General features: G+C 65.8%; 16 protein-coding genes. 12 read left to right on the top strand and 4 right to left on the bottom strand.

The window, feature by feature from the left end; genetic code table 11:
- The first annotated feature begins 12 nt into the window (after window positions 1-12).
- Window positions 13-849, top strand: coding sequence for a spermidine synthase (locus CFB43_RS34915; RefSeq protein WP_089498644.1), 837 nt, complete (start codon window positions 13-15; stop codon window positions 847-849).
- 33 nt (window positions 850-882) lie between these two features.
- On the opposite strand, the gene CFB43_RS34920 is transcribed toward CFB43_RS34915, so the two are convergent.
- Both CFB43_RS34920 and CFB43_RS34925 read right to left on the bottom strand, forming a co-directional pair.
- Window positions 883-1,068, bottom strand: a complete 186-nt coding sequence (locus CFB43_RS34920) for a ribbon-helix-helix protein, CopG family (protein WP_021158209.1) — start codon at window positions 1,066-1,068, stop codon at window positions 883-885.
- Window positions 1,069-1,155: 87 nt separating this feature from the next.
- The gene (locus tag CFB43_RS34925; protein ID WP_089498645.1) at window positions 1,156-1,914 is read right to left on the bottom strand and encodes a YoaK family protein; all 759 of its coding nucleotides are present in this window, start codon (window positions 1,912-1,914) and stop codon (window positions 1,156-1,158) included.
- Window positions 1,915-2,182: 268 nt separating this feature from the next.
- Here CFB43_RS34925 and CFB43_RS34930 point away from each other — a divergent pair, with 268 nt between their 5' ends.
- From CFB43_RS34930 to CFB43_RS34940, 3 genes are all read left to right on the top strand, one after another.
- Entirely contained in the window at window positions 2,183-2,533 is a 351-nt protein-coding gene (locus tag CFB43_RS34930) for a hypothetical protein (protein WP_089444220.1), read from the top strand.
- Complete coding sequence (locus tag CFB43_RS34935) at window positions 2,530-2,742, top strand: twin transmembrane helix small protein (RefSeq protein WP_006489184.1); 213 nt, start codon at window positions 2,530-2,532, stop codon at window positions 2,740-2,742. The genes CFB43_RS34930 and CFB43_RS34935 overlap by 4 nt, the downstream gene beginning before the upstream one ends.
- Before the next feature lie 492 nt (window positions 2,743-3,234).
- A complete protein-coding gene (locus tag CFB43_RS34940; protein WP_089498646.1) occupies window positions 3,235-4,677 on the top strand; it encodes a sensor histidine kinase in 1,443 nt (480 codons plus the stop codon).
- 13 nt (window positions 4,678-4,690) lie between these two features.
- Here CFB43_RS34940 and CFB43_RS34945 read toward each other — a convergent pair whose 3' ends face one another.
- On the bottom strand, window positions 4,691-5,164 hold the full coding sequence (locus tag CFB43_RS34945; protein WP_089498647.1) for an acyl-CoA thioesterase: 474 nt from the start codon (window positions 5,162-5,164) through the stop codon (window positions 4,691-4,693).
- A 231-nt stretch (window positions 5,165-5,395) separates the two neighbouring features.
- Here CFB43_RS34945 and CFB43_RS34950 point away from each other — a divergent pair, with 231 nt between their 5' ends.
- The 8 genes from CFB43_RS34950 (at window position 5,396) to CFB43_RS34980 (ending at window position 13,908) form a co-directional block, all read left to right on the top strand.
- Window positions 5,396-6,334, top strand: coding sequence for a response regulator (locus CFB43_RS34950; protein ID WP_089498648.1), 939 nt, complete (start codon window positions 5,396-5,398; stop codon window positions 6,332-6,334).
- Window positions 6,335-6,836: 502 nt separating this feature from the next.
- Window positions 6,837-6,998 (top strand): hypothetical protein, encoded by a 162-nt coding sequence (locus tag CFB43_RS38655; RefSeq protein ID WP_179254971.1) that lies wholly within the window; start codon window positions 6,837-6,839, stop codon window positions 6,996-6,998.
- Between the two features lie 172 nt (window positions 6,999-7,170).
- On the top strand, window positions 7,171-8,100 hold the full coding sequence (locus tag CFB43_RS34955) for a TauD/TfdA dioxygenase family protein (RefSeq protein WP_089498649.1): 930 nt from the start codon (window positions 7,171-7,173) through the stop codon (window positions 8,098-8,100).
- Window positions 8,101-8,149: 49 nt separating this feature from the next.
- Window positions 8,150-9,181 carry an ABC transporter substrate-binding protein gene (locus CFB43_RS34960; protein WP_089498650.1) on the top strand — a complete coding sequence of 344 codons (1,032 nt, stop codon included), beginning with the start codon at window positions 8,150-8,152 and terminating at the stop codon, window positions 9,179-9,181.
- 64 nt (window positions 9,182-9,245) lie between these two features.
- Window positions 9,246-10,235, top strand: coding sequence for an ABC transporter ATP-binding protein (locus CFB43_RS34965; protein WP_089498651.1), 990 nt, complete (start codon window positions 9,246-9,248; stop codon window positions 10,233-10,235).
- The gene (locus CFB43_RS34970) at window positions 10,232-11,119 is read left to right on the top strand and encodes an ABC transporter permease (RefSeq protein ID WP_089498652.1); all 888 of its coding nucleotides are present in this window, start codon (window positions 10,232-10,234) and stop codon (window positions 11,117-11,119) included. Before CFB43_RS34965 ends, CFB43_RS34970 begins: the two co-directional genes overlap by 4 nt.
- Before the next feature lie 167 nt (window positions 11,120-11,286).
- Window positions 11,287-12,504 (top strand): acyl-CoA dehydrogenase family protein, encoded by a 1,218-nt coding sequence (locus CFB43_RS34975; RefSeq protein WP_089498653.1) that lies wholly within the window; start codon window positions 11,287-11,289, stop codon window positions 12,502-12,504.
- A gap of 42 nt (window positions 12,505-12,546) precedes the next feature.
- Window positions 12,547-13,908: an LLM class flavin-dependent oxidoreductase gene (locus tag CFB43_RS34980; RefSeq protein ID WP_089498654.1), complete on the top strand. Its 1,362-nt coding sequence runs from the start codon at window positions 12,547-12,549 to the stop codon at window positions 13,906-13,908.
- A gap of 2 nt (window positions 13,909-13,910) precedes the next feature.
- Here the strand turns inward: CFB43_RS34980 and CFB43_RS34985 are convergent, their stop codons facing one another.
- Window positions 13,911-15,098 (bottom strand): LLM class flavin-dependent oxidoreductase, encoded by a 1,188-nt coding sequence (locus CFB43_RS34985; RefSeq protein ID WP_089498655.1) that lies wholly within the window; start codon window positions 15,096-15,098, stop codon window positions 13,911-13,913.
- Between the last annotated feature and the right edge of the window lie 65 nt (window positions 15,099-15,163).

The raw sequence follows: 15,163 nt of genomic DNA on the forward strand, positions 1-15,163 counted from the left end.
GACTGCCCGCTCATGGAAGAGGATCGAATTTCCTACGACGCGTTCGTCAGGTTCCTGGCGACGCCGCTGAACGACGGCCGGCCGTTCGTGCTGGAGACGCAGCACGCGCTTTCGCTGCACTTCGACCATTTCGGCACGCAGAGCTTCATGTCGCTCCGGGATCCGGGCCGGCTCGAGCTCGGCTATACGCGCGTGATGATGGGCTTTCTGCTGCTGCAGCCCGAGCCCGCGCACATCTGCATGCTCGGGCTCGGCGGCGGTTCGCTGGCGAAGTACTGCTACCGGCACTTGCCCGGCGCGACGATCGACGCGGTCGAGATCAACCCGGACGTGATCGCGCTGCGCGACGTTTTCAGGATTCCCGCTGATGACGGCCGGTTCACGGTGGTGTGCGCCGACGGCGCGGATCATCTGGACAGGGCGGATGTCCGGACGGACGTGATCCTGCACGACGCGTTCGTCGCCGACGGCATGCGGGGCCGCTGTACGGGCGCCACATTCCTCGCCGCATGTCACGCGCGCCTGAGCGAAAACGGCGTGCTGGCAATCAACTTCATGGACGACGATCCCGCGCTACCCGAGCATCTCGAGCAGTTGCGATCCGTATTCGGTGCGTCGTATACGCTGGCGCCGTGCGGCGACGACAACAACTTCATCGCGTTCGCATGGAAGGGGGGCAGCCGGCTGCCGTCGCTGCGGATCCTGCTCGAACGCGCACTTGCGTGTGCACGGGCCGGCGAGCTCAAGCTTGCGGCCACGGCGAGGCGGATGAAGGCCGGTGAAAGCGTCGACCCGCAGCGGCTGGTGATGCGTGCGCAGCCGCACGGGCGATGGGAGATCGGCGCGTAGCCTGCAGGTAGGTGCGGCCTGTACGGCCGGCCCTTACTTCACGCGCTTGCCGAGCGCGCTCTTGGTCTTGTACGTCACGCCGTGGCGGTCGAGATACTCGCGGATCAGTTGCCGCACGACTTGCGACGGCGTGAGATCCTGCTCCGCGCAGAGCATCTCGAAGGCTTCCTTTTTCGCGGGGTCGATCAGGACGGTCAGGCGGGCGGTTTTCGTTTCCATTGCGGGGCGAGGGTGGTCGGTATGTTAATCAAATTATAATCGATCCGCCTTCGGCGCCACCGCCGACAGCGCGCTCCCGGTGCGCGATCAGCGCCTGCTGCGGAGCAACACGAGCAGGTCGTCGATCACCGGCACGATCGCGAGCGTGACGAGCACCGCGGCAAGCGGCACGGTCGACACGTAGCCGACATGCTTGAAGCCGATCGCGCCGGCCAGGCCGCCGATGAAGAACGACGCGAGCATCGTCGCGTGAATCCGCAGTTTCGAGCGGTTGGCGACCACCGCCTGCGCGTCGACGTCGACCGCCGACCGGTTCCAGTAGAACAGCTTCCCGAGCTCGATGCCGAGGTCGGTCACGATGCCGGTCATGTGCGTCGTGCGGATCTCCGCGCCCGACAGCTTCGTGATCGTCGCGTTCTGCAGCCCCATGATGAAGCACAGCAGCGTCACGGTCACCGGCACGAAGAAGGTTTCCCACAGCGCGAGGTGGCTGCCGAGCAGCCCGAACAGGAGCAGCAGCGCGGCCTCGACCAGCAGCGGCAGCATGAACTGGCTGTGCAGGCCGCGACGGCGGCCCCAGTTGACGAGGATCGCCGAGCAACTGGCGCCGATCAGGAACGACCCCAGCGAGCTGATGCCGGCCAGCGCGAGCCGCACGTCGCCGAGCGCCGTCTGGTCGGCGATCGCCGACACGATGCCGCTCATGTGCGACGTGTATTGCTTGACCGCGAGGAAGCCGCCGGCATTGGCCGCGCCGGCGACGAACGCCAGCGAGAACCCGAGCTGACGGTTCGCGGTCGCGCTGCGGTGTTTTCCCGTCAGGTTTCGAAAGTACTGCGCTGGCATAGGGGCTCAGGGCTTCGCTCAATCGCCGCGGGTCGCGGGCATGGACATGACGACCGGCACCGGACGGCAGGGCGGGCACGCCGCCTGCGCACAGGGGCCGGTCTCTCGAATCATGTGACGAACATGATAATGCCATTATCATACTCTGTTAGTCGAATAGGGCTTTCAGTACAATGTCATCCGGCGCGGCCTGACTGCGGCCCGATTGCGGTTTCGCTACCGTATGGGCGCGCCGCGCGCATTCGCGATCACTTCTGCCCACCGTTTCATGACCCCGATCAAGTTCATTCTTCGCTATACGGCGATCCCGTTCACGGCCATCGTGGCTGTGGTGATCTGGACTGTCATACCATCGTCGAAAGAGATCGATGCGAGACAATATGCGGCGCTGTCGCGCGCGTACGCGAGTTTCCCGCTGCCGTTCCGGCGCGAGATCTCGGAAACGATGGACCACGGCCGGATCAACGACCGGCGCTACCAGGCGCTCGTGCGCGATTCGCTGGGCAACGGCGTCGCGCTGGACTGGCCGGCGTCGGGCGTCGGCGCGCTCGCCGACGAGCGGCACAAACTGGCCGAACTGATTCAGGCCGATTCCGATCTTCAAGGGCATCACCAATGAAAACTCTGCTGGTTTCCGTGGCATTCGCGATGATCATCGCGAGCCTGATCTTCGCGCTGTATTTCATGAATCACGATCGCGGCAAGTCCAAGCGGATGGCATGGTCGCTCGCGGCGCGCGTCGGGCTGTCGGTCACGCTGTTCCTGTCGCTGCTGATCGCTTACAAGCTGGGCTGGATCGAGCCGACCGGGTTGCCGATCGGGCGCTGAAAGGCGAACGCCCCGTTGCATGCGGGGCGTTCGCGCAAATGCGAGTTCCGAGCTACGATAGAGCTATTGTGATAAGAAAACTTATCGTGACGACGTGGATGTGTGACCCAAAATCAGGGTTCGCACGACGCGCGACAGAGGCTGCCCACGCGGCAACGGCAGCGCAGGGGAGTTGATACGGGGCTTCGCGAGGCCACGGCCAGCGACAGCGTGGATTCGCGACGTGCAGCCTCACGAATTCACGAGGCCTTCGCACCTTCCGGCCAACGTTGAACGGCGAAGTGACAACCTTGCTTCGCAAACCGCGACAATTTCATTCTGGTCAACGCTACCCGGCATACGGCACCGCGCGAGCAACAGTCGTGATGCGCGGCAGCCCCGTGGACAAACCCGCCGCGCTCGCACGCCTGGCTCGGCGTGCTACTCTCGCGAACGGCACCGGCCAGGACAGTTCAGTGGTGCGCGACCCGTCAACATGCTGGATTCACGCATATGTACTCGATCTTGCCTGCGTTCGTATCCGCGTTGTTTCTCGGGTTTGGCCTCTACGTGCTGGCCACCAAGGGGCTCACGCGGGTCTCCGTCCCGTTCGTCCTGATGTGCGCGACGACCTTCGTCTGGCAGGGAACGTGGGCCTTCCTGTTCCAGACGACCGACGCGGACGTCGCCAACGTGTTGGTCAAGGCCGGCTATCTGTTCATCCTGTTTCTGCCGACGACCTTCTATCATTTCGTGACGGAAGTCGTATCGCGTCGGGACGAGCGGCCGCTCATATTCGCGTCCTACGGACTCTGCGTCCTGCTGGCCGTGCTGCTGGTCACGAGCAATGCGGTCGTCGATGGATTCCGCCCGCATTTCTTCGGCCCGTATCCCAACGCGGGCCCGCTGCATCCGTTGCACGTCGCGCAGACGGTACTCCTGGTCTGCCGCAGCGGTTGGCTCCTGATCGAGGCAAGACGTCAGGGGCGGGCGCGAGACGTCCGGCAGTTGCTCACGCAATGCCTCGTCAGCCTGGGCCTCTACTCGCTCGCGGCGACCGACTATGCGGTGAACTACGGCGTCGACTTCTATCCGGTGGGGGTGCTGTTTATCGCGATCAGTCTCGGGATACTCGCGACCTCGATCGTCCGCTACGGGCTGATGGGCCCCTATCTGCTGGCCGCGACGGTCGCGCACGAAGTGGCCACGCCGCTGGCGGCGATCGGCCTGCACGCGGACGAGCTACGCTCAGTCCTGCCGGTGCTGGTGCGCGGCTATCGGCTGGCGGTCGAGCACCGGTTGTGCGCCGACGGTTTGTATCCCGGGCAACTGGAGCGGCTGCCGACGCTCGCGTCGTCGATCCGGCGCCAGGTCGATACCACGAGTACGGTAGTCGAGATGTCCCTGGCGTCCTTTACGCTGGACCGGCTCGATCGCCACAGTTTCGCGGCCTATCCGATACGGGCCTGTGTCGAAGCCGCCGTGGATCGCTTTCCGTTCCGTCCGGGTGAGCGGGACCGGGTATCGGTCGACGCGATCGATACGGACATCCGGTTTTTCGGCTCCGACTCGCTCGTGATCTTCGTCATCTTCAATCTGCTGAAAAACGCCCTGTACGCGATCCACGCAAACGGCCGTGGGCAGATCGAGATCGACGCGCATCGCAGCAACGGTTACTGCGTGGTGCGTTTCAGCGATACGGGCCCGGGCATCGCCCCCGATGTGCTCCCTCAAATCTTCGACGCCTTTTTCTCGACCAAGTCGCACGGTCGCGGCGCCGGCATGGGCCTGAGTTTTTGCCGCCGCGCATGTGAAGCGCTCGGTGGCACCATCGCGTGTGAATCCGTTCCCGGCGTGCGGACCACGTTCACGATTCGGCTGCCGGAGCCCGGTGCGCCGGCGGACCCGACATTGAACGGTCCGCCGGCGCTCCCCCCGCGCTATCGCGTCGGGTAGGGCGGTCTCACATTCAGTTCGCGCTGGACGGCAGGATCAGCTCATACGCCTTGACCCGCTCGATGATGCCCGGCGGAAACCGGCGGATCCGCTTGTCGGAGCCGGCAAACACGATTTGCTGATACCCCAGCGACACCTGCCGCCCGTCCACGTAGAAGCGAAACAGCAGATAGGCCGAGCATTGCCGGACCTCGAACGTATTGAGAAAGCAATCCACGCGCTGGAACGGAAACGTCTCGTGGACGTATTCCTGATGCGCGCGCTTCGTCACGAACGCCCCGCCGGCCCCCATCAGGTTGTTGTGGATGCATTCGTGAAACCAGCGTTCACGGCACACGCCCTGCCATTCGAAATAACGTGCGAAATACGTGTTCATGAAGGCATTGGAATCCTTGAGGTAAATGTCGACCACATGGTGGAAGGTTTTCTCGGAAAGATAGGCCGTTTCGTTGGAAAGGACGTGAAGAATCGCGTCTCGCGTCAACATGGATAACTCCTTGAATCGCTACTGGCGGTAGCGGCGCATTCCTTCAACGAGAAGGAATGGCCCGATTCTCCCCGTGCAATTCCGCTGAGCGGCATGGTTGAAACGTGCCGAATTAGCGGATGAGGAATAGTTGATGTGCGTCCCACTTTCGCCGGATAATTGCCGCGATAATCATTCGCGGTAAAGCGTCTCCGATACCGCCTCTTTTTCTGCTGATTTATCGAGACTCTTATGCAACCCTTCGTCAGGCAGCCGGTGCTTTACCCCGTGTCCGTGGTATTTGTCGACGACAATCCGGATTTCCTGCAGGCGCTGCGGGGCGCATTTCCGGACGAACGCCTGAACCACTTTTTTACGCACCCCCGGGCGGCACTCGACTTCGTGTCATCGCGTGACGCGGAGAGTCCCCCCACGGCTGCGGACTATTTCGGTGCGGAGAAAACAGGCGGGAATGCGATCGGCGAGGATGCGCTCGCCGATCCTGCCCGATTCGAGGCGGTGGGCGCGGTGGTCGTCGACTATTCGATGCCGGAGGTCGACGGCATCCAGTTTCTGACCTCCATCCGCAACGCGAACTGCATGAAAATCCTGCTCACCGGCATCGCCGACGAGCGCGAGGCGGTGGCCGCGTTCAACGCGGGACTGATCGATTGCTATCTGAAGAAAACCGACGTCGAGATGGCGCGCAAGCTGGCGAGCGCGCTGGACGACGCGAAACGCAAGTGCTGCGCGGCCCGCGGGCACATCAGCCTGCATGAAGCGGGGGCGACCTACCGGGATCCACGGATCGTCAAGCTGATCGATGAGGTGGCCGCGCGGGAAGGCATCGTCGAATACTACTGGCGCCCCAATCAGGACGCGGTGCTGATGTTCGATGCCGCCGGCGCGCCCAGTGTATTTCTCGCCTGGAGCGAAGAGGACTGGGCGTTCCACTGCGATATCGTGTCCGACGCGGGCGGACCGGCCGAATTGCGCCAAGACATGGAAGCGCGCCGCATCATGCCGCTATTCTGGCCGTTTCAGGCCTATCGGCCGGGCCTCGCGGACATTCGCTGCACGGCCCCGCTTCCGGTTCCGGGATGGCACGGCACGTTTTATAGCTGGCTCCGGCTGGATGATCCGGTCACCGAGCGCGAACTGCCTACATTGGCAAAATGGCGTCACGCGTAGAGGATCATTCGCTGATTTCCAGATGGGCGGTGCTGTCGTCGGCTCGGTAGCCACTCGAATTGGAACAATCCCTGTCAATGTTGTCAGTTATCAGCGGCGCGGGATTTTGTTTCAATAGCACCTTGTTCCGAGGGCCGCCCAATATTCCAATACACGGCACATCCGTTCAGTGCAGACCGTTGACCAACGGTCTGCACGCGCTTCCAATATCGATCGGTTGTCGATCTGATTTTGTCATCACGCTTCACAAAAGCTGAAGCGGCAAGCGATCCCGAAAATTTCCGATTGGCTCGTTAAAGCTCGTTTTCACGGCACGTCGATTTAGAGCCTTCGCCGCATTGTGTCCGCCGGCGCGTCATATATTCAAATGGACGCCCTCAGACACCCACCGCCATTAATACGTTCCGGAATGCGGCAATCGAACTGAAATCGACATCTGCCGGGAATCGACCCCAGAAGCCTGCGCTTCCTGAACTGGGCCTTCGCGGTCGACGACCCGCGCGTGTACGACCGGACCAACACGACCCTGGCCGTGTGCGAAGGCATCGACCGTGCGAGCGTGGAAGCCGCGCCGCCGCTACGCATCCGCGACAAGAACGGGCTGATCGACATCCGGTATCCGGAAGGCGCCGTGCATGTACCCGATCCGTCGACGGCGTCGTGACGGCCGCCGCGATCGGCCGCTTTCGCACATGAGCCCGCCGCCCGCTGCCGCGCCGTATGCGGGAGCAGCGATCTTTATCAGCGCAGCAGATAAACGTATCGGAATCGCTTCGTTGACGCCGTCCGGCACGCACTCGTAGATTCGCGTTTTGACCGAATCAGGGGGCCGTGCCGTGACGACTACCGCCATCCGCGACGACGCATCGCTTTGCGCTGGGCATCCGCCCGCATCGCGGCCGCGCGTTGCGGCGCAGCACTTCGACATCGTGCCGTTCGATGCGCCGCTCGGTGCCGAAGTGGTCGGCCTCGACCTGTCGCAACCGCTCGACGCCGGCGACTTCGCGCGCATTCATCGCGCGCATCTCGACCAGCACGTGCTGGTGTTTCGCGACCAGCGCATCACGCCGGACGAGCACATCGCGTTCAGCCGCCGCTTCGGCCCGCTGCAGATCCACGTGCTGCACCAGTTCGCGCTCGCCGGCCATCCGGAGGTGCTGATCGTGTCGAACGTCGTCGAGAACGGCAAGCCGATCGGGCTCGGCGACGCGGGCCATTTCTGGCACTCGGACCTGTCGTACAAGGAGAAGCCGAGCCTCGGCTCGCTGCTGCATGCGCAGGAACTGCCGGCCGAAGGCGGCGACACGCTGTTCGCGAACATGCATCTGGCGTGGGACACGCTGCCGGCCCATCTGCGCCGCGCGGTGGAAGGGCGGCGCGCCGAGCATACGTATCTCGCGCGCTATGCGGAATTGCAGGCGCGCAGCCCGTGGCGGCCGAACCTGTCGCCCGAGCAGATCGCGCAGGTTGCCGCGGTCGTGCATCCGGTCGTGCGCACGCATCCGGAAACGGGCCGCAAGGCGCTGTTCGTCAGCGAGCATTTCACGACGCGCATCGTCGGGCTGCCCGATGACGAAAGCCGCGCGCTGCTCGACGAGCTGTTCGCCCACAGCGTGCGTGCCGAGCATGTGTACCGGCACCCATGGCGCGAGCACGATCTCGTGTTCTGGGACAACCGTTCGCTGATGCATCTCGCCGCCGGCACGCCCGATCATCTGCGCCGCAAGCTGTATCGCACGACGATCGAAGGCGACGCGCCTTTCTGAGCCACGTGCCGCCGCGTCAATCTTCCGCCCCATCCTGACTGGAGTTCCGATGTCGTTTTCGTTTTTGCCGGCGCGCCGCGCGCTGGCGGCCGCACTGACCGCAGCGCTCGCGTTCGCCGGCGCACTCGCCCCGCGAGCCGCGCACGCGGAAGGCCGCATCCGCATCGCCGAGCAGTTCGGCGTCGTCTACCTGATGCTGAACGTCGCGCGCGACCAGCAGTTGATCGAAAAGGAAGGGCGCAAGGCCGGCCTCGACATCAAGGTCGACTGGGTCCGGCTGTCGGGCGGCGCGGCCGTGAACGACGCGCTGTTGTCCGGCGCGGTCGACATCGCGGGCGCGGGCGTCGGGCCGCTGCTGACCGTGTGGGACCGCACGCGCGGCCGGCAGAACGTGAAGGGCGTCGCGTCGCTCGGCAATTTCCCGTACTACCTCGTCAGCAGCAACCCGAACGTGAAGACGATCGCCGACCTGAGCACGAAGGACCGCATCGCGGTGCCGGCGGTCGGTGTGTCGGTGCAGTCGCGCGTGCTGCAATACGCGGCCGCGAAGCAGTGGGGCGACAAGCAATTCGACAAGCTCGACGCGCTCACGCAGGCGATTCCGCATCCCGACGCAACGGCGGCCATTCTGGCGAACAGCAGCGTGATTACCGGCCACTTCGGCAATCCGCCGTTTCAGGAGCAGGAACTCGCCGGCAACCCGAACGCGCACATCGTGCTGAATTCCTATGACGTGCTCGGCGGCCCGAGCTCCGCGACGGTGCTGTATGCCACCGAGAAATTCCGCGACGACAACCCGAAGACCTATCGCGCATTCGTTGCCGCGCTGGCCGAAGCCGCGCGCCAGATCGCGGCCGATCCCGAGCGCGCCGCCGATACCTATATCCGCGTGAACGCATCGAAGATCGATCGCGCGCTGCTGCTGAAGATCCTGCGCAATCCGCAGGTGCAGTTCAAGACAGCGCCGCAGAACACGCTCGCGCTAGCGCAGTTCATGCACCGCACCGGTGCGATCCGTAACGAACCGAAGTCGTGGCGCGACTATTTCTTCGACGATCCGGCGACGGCCGGCGGCAGTTGAGCAGAGCCGCTTCGACGCCGCGATCGACGCTTATGCGTCGGTGCGGTTTCGATATGGGCAATCGATGGTTGGCCCGCGAAAGGGCTGGCCGCATGCTGATGCTTTACCCGCAAGAGATTCGATCGTGAACGCCACTTCTCCCCGAACCTGGCTGCCGCCGTATGCAGCACGCGGCGGCGCGGCGCCTGCCGGCCACCCCGAGCCCGACGCGCAAGTCGCCGGCCGGCCCGCGCCGGACGCCGCGCAGGCCGGCGCGCACAGTGAACGCCTGCTCGCCATCGACCGCGTGAACCTCGAATACCGCAGCGGCGCGCGGATCGTGCGCGCGACCCACCAGGTCAGCTTCGACGTGTACGGCAGCGACCGCTTCGTGCTGCTCGGCCCGTCGGGGTGCGGAAAGTCGACGCTGCTGAAGGCGATTGCCGGCTTCATCGAGCCCGTATCGGGTTCGATCGCGCTCGACGGCCGGCCGGTGCGCGGGCCGGGCCCTGACCGCGTCGTGGTGTTCCAGGAATTCGACCAGTTGCCGCCGTGGAAGACGGTCGTCGAAAACGTCGCGTTTCCGTTGCGTGCCGCCGCCAGGTTGTCGCGCGCCGAAGCACGGGCGCGCGCGCTGCATTATCTCGACAAGGTCGGGTTGAGCGGGTTCGCCGACGCCTACCCGCACACGCTGTCGGGCGGCATGAAGCAGCGCGTCGCGATCGCGCGCGCACTGGCGATGCAGCCGCGCGTGCTGCTGATGGACGAGCCGTTCGCCGCACTCGACGCGTTGACGCGCCGCAAGATGCAGGAGGAACTGCTGCGCCTGTGGGACGAATTCCGTTTCACGCTGCTGTTCGTCACGCATTCGATCGAGGAAGCGCTCGTCGTCGGCAACCGGATCCTGCTGCTGTCGCCGCATCCGGGCCGTGTGCGTGCGGAGCTCAACAGCCACGAGCATTCGCTCGACAACGTCGACACCGGCGACTTCCGCGACAACGTCGCGCGGATCCATCGCCTGCTGTTCGATACCGACTCGACCCACGCCCCGACGACGGAGGAAGCCGCATCATGAGCACGATCGATCCGTCCCTGCCGCCGCTGCCGCCCGTGCGCGCCGAATACGAACGCACGCTCGACACGCTGCCCGACGCCGAACGTGCCGTGCCGGCGCCGCTGTGGCGTCGCGTCGCCGGCGCGGGATGGTTTCGGCGCAGCGTCATCGCACTCGTGCTGATTGCCGCATGGGAGATCGTCGCGCGCATCGTCGCGAACGATCTGCTCGTGCCGACCTTCGGCGCGACACTGGCCGCGTTCGTGCAGGGCATCGAGTCGGGCGAACTGCTGGTGAAGACGGGCATCTCGCTGTCGGTGCTGCTGCGCGGCTACGCGCTGGGCGTGGGCTTCGCATTCGCGCTGACATCGCTCGCGGTATCGACGCGCATCGGCCGCGACCTGCTGGCGATGCTGACGTCGATGTTCAATCCGCTGCCGTCGATCGCGTTGCTGCCGATCGCGCTGCTGTGGTTCGGGCTCGGCACCGGCAGCCTGCTGTTCGTGCTCGTGCACGCGGTGCTGTGGCCGCTCGCGCTCAGCATGTATACGGGCTTCGCGGGCGTGCCGGCCACGCTGAAGATGGCGGGGCGCAACTACGGCCTCACGGGCCTGCGCCAGATCGCGCTGATCCTCGTGCCGGCCGCATTGCCGTCGATCCTGTCGGGCCTGCGCGTCGGCTGGGCATTTGCGTGGCGAACGCTGATCGCGGCCGAGCTGGTATTCGGCGCGAGCGCGGGCCAGGGCGGGCTCGGCTGGTACATCTTCCAGAACCGCAACGAGCTGTATACGGATCGCGTGTTCGCCGGCCTCGCGGCCGTCATCGTGATCGGCCTGCTCGTCGAGAATCTCGTGTTCGACACGCTCGAACGCGTGACCGTGCGGCGCTGGGGCATCCAGCACTGATATCACCGCACGCGGCAATTCCCGGCGCCTGCATAACGTAAGCTGAAATCGGCTTTTCACGCGCGCCGGGTGCGTCCCTATACTTTGCGGTGCTGCGCATGCGGCGGTTCGCGCATGCCGCGATCGCGCTGCGCAGCGCCCGATCTTCCCGAACAAGGACTTGCCGAATGACTGCCCGTGATGCCGTCGATCCGCGCGACGCGTTGCGCGACGCGCTTGCCGCGCTACCCGATCTCGCGAACGCGATCGGGCAGGATGCCGCGCAACGCGAGGCGCGTCGCGAACTGCCGTTCGAGGGGTTTGCGATCTTCCGTCGCTCGACGCTGGGCGTGCTGCGGATTCCGGTGGAGCGCGGCGGCCTCGGCGGCACGCTGGTCGACCTGTTCGACACGATCGCGACGCTGGCCGCCGCCGATTCGAATCTCGCGCACGCGCTGCGGATTCACTACGACCAGATCGAGACGCTGCGGCTGTCGCCGCGCACGCCGTTCAACGACGTGCAGCTCGAACGGGCGCTGGCCGGCGCGATCTTCGGCGGTGCGTCGACCGAGCGCGGCACGTCGCGGCCCGGCGAGAACACTACGGTGTTGCGTCGGGACGGCGATCACTATCGCGTGACGGGCCGCAAATATTATTCGACCGGCACCGCGTTTGCCGATTTCGCGCGCATCAACGTGGAGAACGAGCAAGGTAACGCGGTCGCCGTGATCATTCCCGTCGCGCGGGACGGCGTGCAGGTACTCGACGACTGGGACGGCATGGGCCAGCGCATGACCGCGAGCGGCAGCCTGCTGCTGAACGACGTGCAGGTGTTCGCGGATGAGGTGGCCGCGCGCGACGGCTCGACGCTCGTCGGCCGCCATTGCGGCGCGCTGCGGCAGCTGCATCTCGTCGCGACGGGGGCGGGCATCGTGCGCAACGTGGTTGCCGATGCGCGCCGCTACGTGCTCGCGCACGGCCGCCCGGTGCTGCACAGCCCGGCGCCGACCGCACGCGACGATCATTTCATCCAGCAGGTCGTCGGCGAGCTGTCCGCGCACAGTCATGCAATCGACGGGCTCGTGCGCGAAAACGCGCGGGCGCTCGACCGTTCCGCCGACGCGATCGAAGCCGGCGATGCCGATGCGCATGCGCTGGTGCTCGACAGCGCGCTCGCCACGGCACGCACGCAGCTCATCGTCAGCAAGCTGGCGCTGCATGCGGCGGAGCGGCTGTTCGAAGTCGGCGGCGCGTCGGCGACGGCGCGCGAACACAACCTCGACCGGCACTGGCGCAACCTGCGCACGATCTTCAGCCACAACCCGCTGCTGCACAAGGCGCGCGTGATCGGCGACTACGAGCTGAACGGCGTGACGACACACCTGACCGAAGGCCGCGTGTTCTGACCTGGCCGCGCGCGCGGCCCTCTTTTTCGGAAACCCTTCCCGATGACGACCCGCACCGGACACCTGCATCTCGGCGCATTCCTGTACCCGACCGGCCATCACATCGCCGCATGGCGCCACCCCGGTTCGCAGGCCGACGCGGGCGTCGATTTTCGCCACTACGTGCGGCTTGCCCAGGCGGCCGAGGCCGCGAAGTTCGATCTCGTGTTCCTTGCCGACGGCGTGGGCACGCGCGGCGACGACGTCGAGTTCCTGAGCCGCACCGCGCACAGCTACATCGCGCAGTTCGAGCCGCTGACGCTGCTGTCGGCGCTCGCGGCCGTCACCGAGCGGATCGGCCTCGTCGGCACCGCGTCGACGAGTTTCAACGAGCCGTTCCACATCGCACGCAAGTTCGCCTCGCTCGACCACATCAGCAGCGGTCGAGCGGGCTGGAACCTCGTCACGTCGTCGAGTGAGCACGAGGCGCGCAATTTCAATCGCGACGCGCATTTCGATCACGCCGAACGCTATGCGCGTGCGGAGGAGTTCGCGGATGTCGTGCGTGGCCTCTGGGATAGCTGGGACGACGATGCGTTCGTGCGCGAGCGCGCATCGGGCCGCTTCTTCGATCCCAGCAAGCGCCACGTGCTCGACCATCGCGGCCGCTTCTTCCAGGTGCGCGGGCCCTTGAATGTCGCGCGGCCGCCGCAGGGGCACCCGGTCGTCGTGCAGGCCGGTTCGTCGCCGGCCGGTACGCGGCTGGCCGCGCGCACGGCCGAGGTGATCTTCACCGCGCAGCAGACGCTCGACGACGCGGTCGCGTTTTATGCGGACGTGAAGGGCCAGCTCGCGGCGTTCGGCCGCGATCCCGATACGCTGAAGATCATGCCGGGCGTGTTTCCGGTGGTGGGCCGTACCGAAAGCGAAGCGAGGGAGAAATTCGACGCGCTGCAGTCGTTGATCGACCCGACGGTCGGGCTCGCGCTCGTATCCGGCCTCACCGGTGGATTCGACCTGTCCGCGTATCCGCTCGACGGCCCGATTCCGCCGCTGCCGGAGACCAACGCCAGCAAGAGCCGGCAGGCACTGACGATCGAGCTCGCGCGCCGCGAGAACCTGACGATCCGCGAACTCTATTTGCGTGTCGCAGGCGCGCGCGGCCACTGGCAACTCGTCGGCACGCCGGAACAGATCGTCGACCAGCTCGAAGAGCGCTTCGTGCGTTACGGCGCGGACGGCTACAACGTGATGGCGCCGACGTTGCCCGGTGGCCTCGACGATTTCATCGCGCTGGTGCTGCCCGAGTTGCGGCGCCGAGGGCTGTTTCGCGACGACTATGCGGGCCATACGCTGCGCGAGCATCTGGGGCTGCGGCGGCCCGTGCGCCGCGCCACCGCCGCCCGTGCCGAAACGGCTGCCTGACGTCAGCGCCGCAAACCAGCATCGCGCAGTAGCGGCAGCACACGCTCGCCGAAGAAGTCGAGATCGGGCTTGAAGTCGTAGAAGCTCAACTGGATGCCGTCGATGCCTGCACGGTGCAGCCGCACGATGGTATCGGCGACTTCCTCCGGCGAGCCGGTGATCGAGATATTGCCGCCGATCGCGCGCGAGGCAGCCTGCGAGCGCTGTTCGAAGCCGCCTCTCCATGCATGCGCGTCACTGTCGAAACGGTGGAAGCTGCCTTCGTCCGCATGCGCGACGATCGCGTCGCGGTACGCACGGGCTTCCGCCGCCGTCTCGCGGCAGATCACGAGCGGGTTGAGCAACGTGCGGATCGTTCGGCCGCGCGCCGCGGCGGCTGCCTTCACCCGTGCGGTATGCGCGGGCAGCGCAGCGATCGCGCGTTCGGCATCCGTGCCGGCGGGGCTCGTGACGAACACGATGTCCGAGTAGCGCGCGGCGAAGTCGATGCCCGCATCGGAGCCTGTCGCGTTGATCAGCAGCGGGCGGCCGTAGCGCGGCTTCGGCGTCACGAATGCGCCGCCCAGCCGCCAGCTCGACAGCGCCGGCGTGTAGCTGAAATTGTCCGGTTGCGCCCACAACTGCTGGACCGCATCAAGAAATTCGGCGGCCATATCGTAGCGCCGGTCATGCTCGATCCGGTTCCAGCCGAACATCTCGTGCTCGATCGCGCGGTGGCCGGTCACGACGTTGATGCCCCAGCGCCCGCGCGAGATGTGATCGAGCGTCGCGGTGAATTTCGCGAAATGCAGCGGATGCCAGGGCCCGTAGAGCACGTGGCTCGTCGCGACGAGGATGATCCGTTCGGTGCGCGCGGTCAGCGCGGCCAGCGTCATGAACGAGTCGAGCGCCTGGCCGTCGAACACGCCGCCGTAACCGCCTTTCGGCAGCCACTGCGACAGCGCGAACACGAGATCGAAGCCGAGTGCCTCCGCGCGCGCGACCAGGTCGGCGTTGTAGTCGAAGGTCCAGTCGGTCGTGCGCGGCAGCGTCGACGCGCTCCAGCCGCCGGCCTGGATCGGCAGGAACAGCCCGAGCATCAGCGGCTGCGCGAGGACGCGCGACACCGGGCTGTCGGGGAAATCCGCCGGTGAGCGCACGTCGACGAACGGCGACGGCGCGACCGGCGCGGCGAGGGAAGTGTCGCTCATGAAGGCTTCCTTGCGGGTTGGACAGGGTTCGGACGACAACGCTCGGCACGCGCGGCGGCGAATCG

It is taken from the genome of Burkholderia sp. AU15512, from assembly GCF_002223325.1.
GTDB lineage: Bacteria > Pseudomonadota > Gammaproteobacteria > Burkholderiales > Burkholderiaceae > Burkholderia.

Coding starts and splice junctions, on each gene's coding strand:
- CFB43_RS34915 (WP_089498644.1), top strand. CDS start 13: ATGGAAGAGGATCGAATTTCCTACGACGCGTTCGTCAGGTTCCTGGCG.
- CFB43_RS34920 (WP_021158209.1), bottom strand. CDS start 1,068: ATGGAAACGAAAACCGCCCGCCTGACCGTCCTGATCGACCCCGCGAAA.
- CFB43_RS34925 (WP_089498645.1), bottom strand. CDS start 1,914: ATGCCAGCGCAGTACTTTCGAAACCTGACGGGAAAACACCGCAGCGCG.
- CFB43_RS34930 (WP_089444220.1), top strand. CDS start 2,183: ATGACCCCGATCAAGTTCATTCTTCGCTATACGGCGATCCCGTTCACG.
- CFB43_RS34935 (WP_006489184.1), top strand. CDS start 2,530: ATGAAAACTCTGCTGGTTTCCGTGGCATTCGCGATGATCATCGCGAGC.
- CFB43_RS34940 (WP_089498646.1), top strand. CDS start 3,235: ATGTACTCGATCTTGCCTGCGTTCGTATCCGCGTTGTTTCTCGGGTTT.
- CFB43_RS34945 (WP_089498647.1), bottom strand. CDS start 5,164: ATGTTGACGCGAGACGCGATTCTTCACGTCCTTTCCAACGAAACGGCC.
- CFB43_RS34950 (WP_089498648.1), top strand. CDS start 5,396: ATGCAACCCTTCGTCAGGCAGCCGGTGCTTTACCCCGTGTCCGTGGTA.
- CFB43_RS34960 (WP_089498650.1), top strand. CDS start 8,150: ATGTCGTTTTCGTTTTTGCCGGCGCGCCGCGCGCTGGCGGCCGCACTG.
- CFB43_RS34965 (WP_089498651.1), top strand. CDS start 9,246: ATGGTTGGCCCGCGAAAGGGCTGGCCGCATGCTGATGCTTTACCCGCA.
- CFB43_RS34970 (WP_089498652.1), top strand. CDS start 10,232: ATGAGCACGATCGATCCGTCCCTGCCGCCGCTGCCGCCCGTGCGCGCC.
- CFB43_RS34975 (WP_089498653.1), top strand. CDS start 11,287: ATGACTGCCCGTGATGCCGTCGATCCGCGCGACGCGTTGCGCGACGCG.
- CFB43_RS34980 (WP_089498654.1), top strand. CDS start 12,547: ATGACGACCCGCACCGGACACCTGCATCTCGGCGCATTCCTGTACCCG.
- CFB43_RS34985 (WP_089498655.1), bottom strand. CDS start 15,098: ATGAGCGACACTTCCCTCGCCGCGCCGGTCGCGCCGTCGCCGTTCGTC.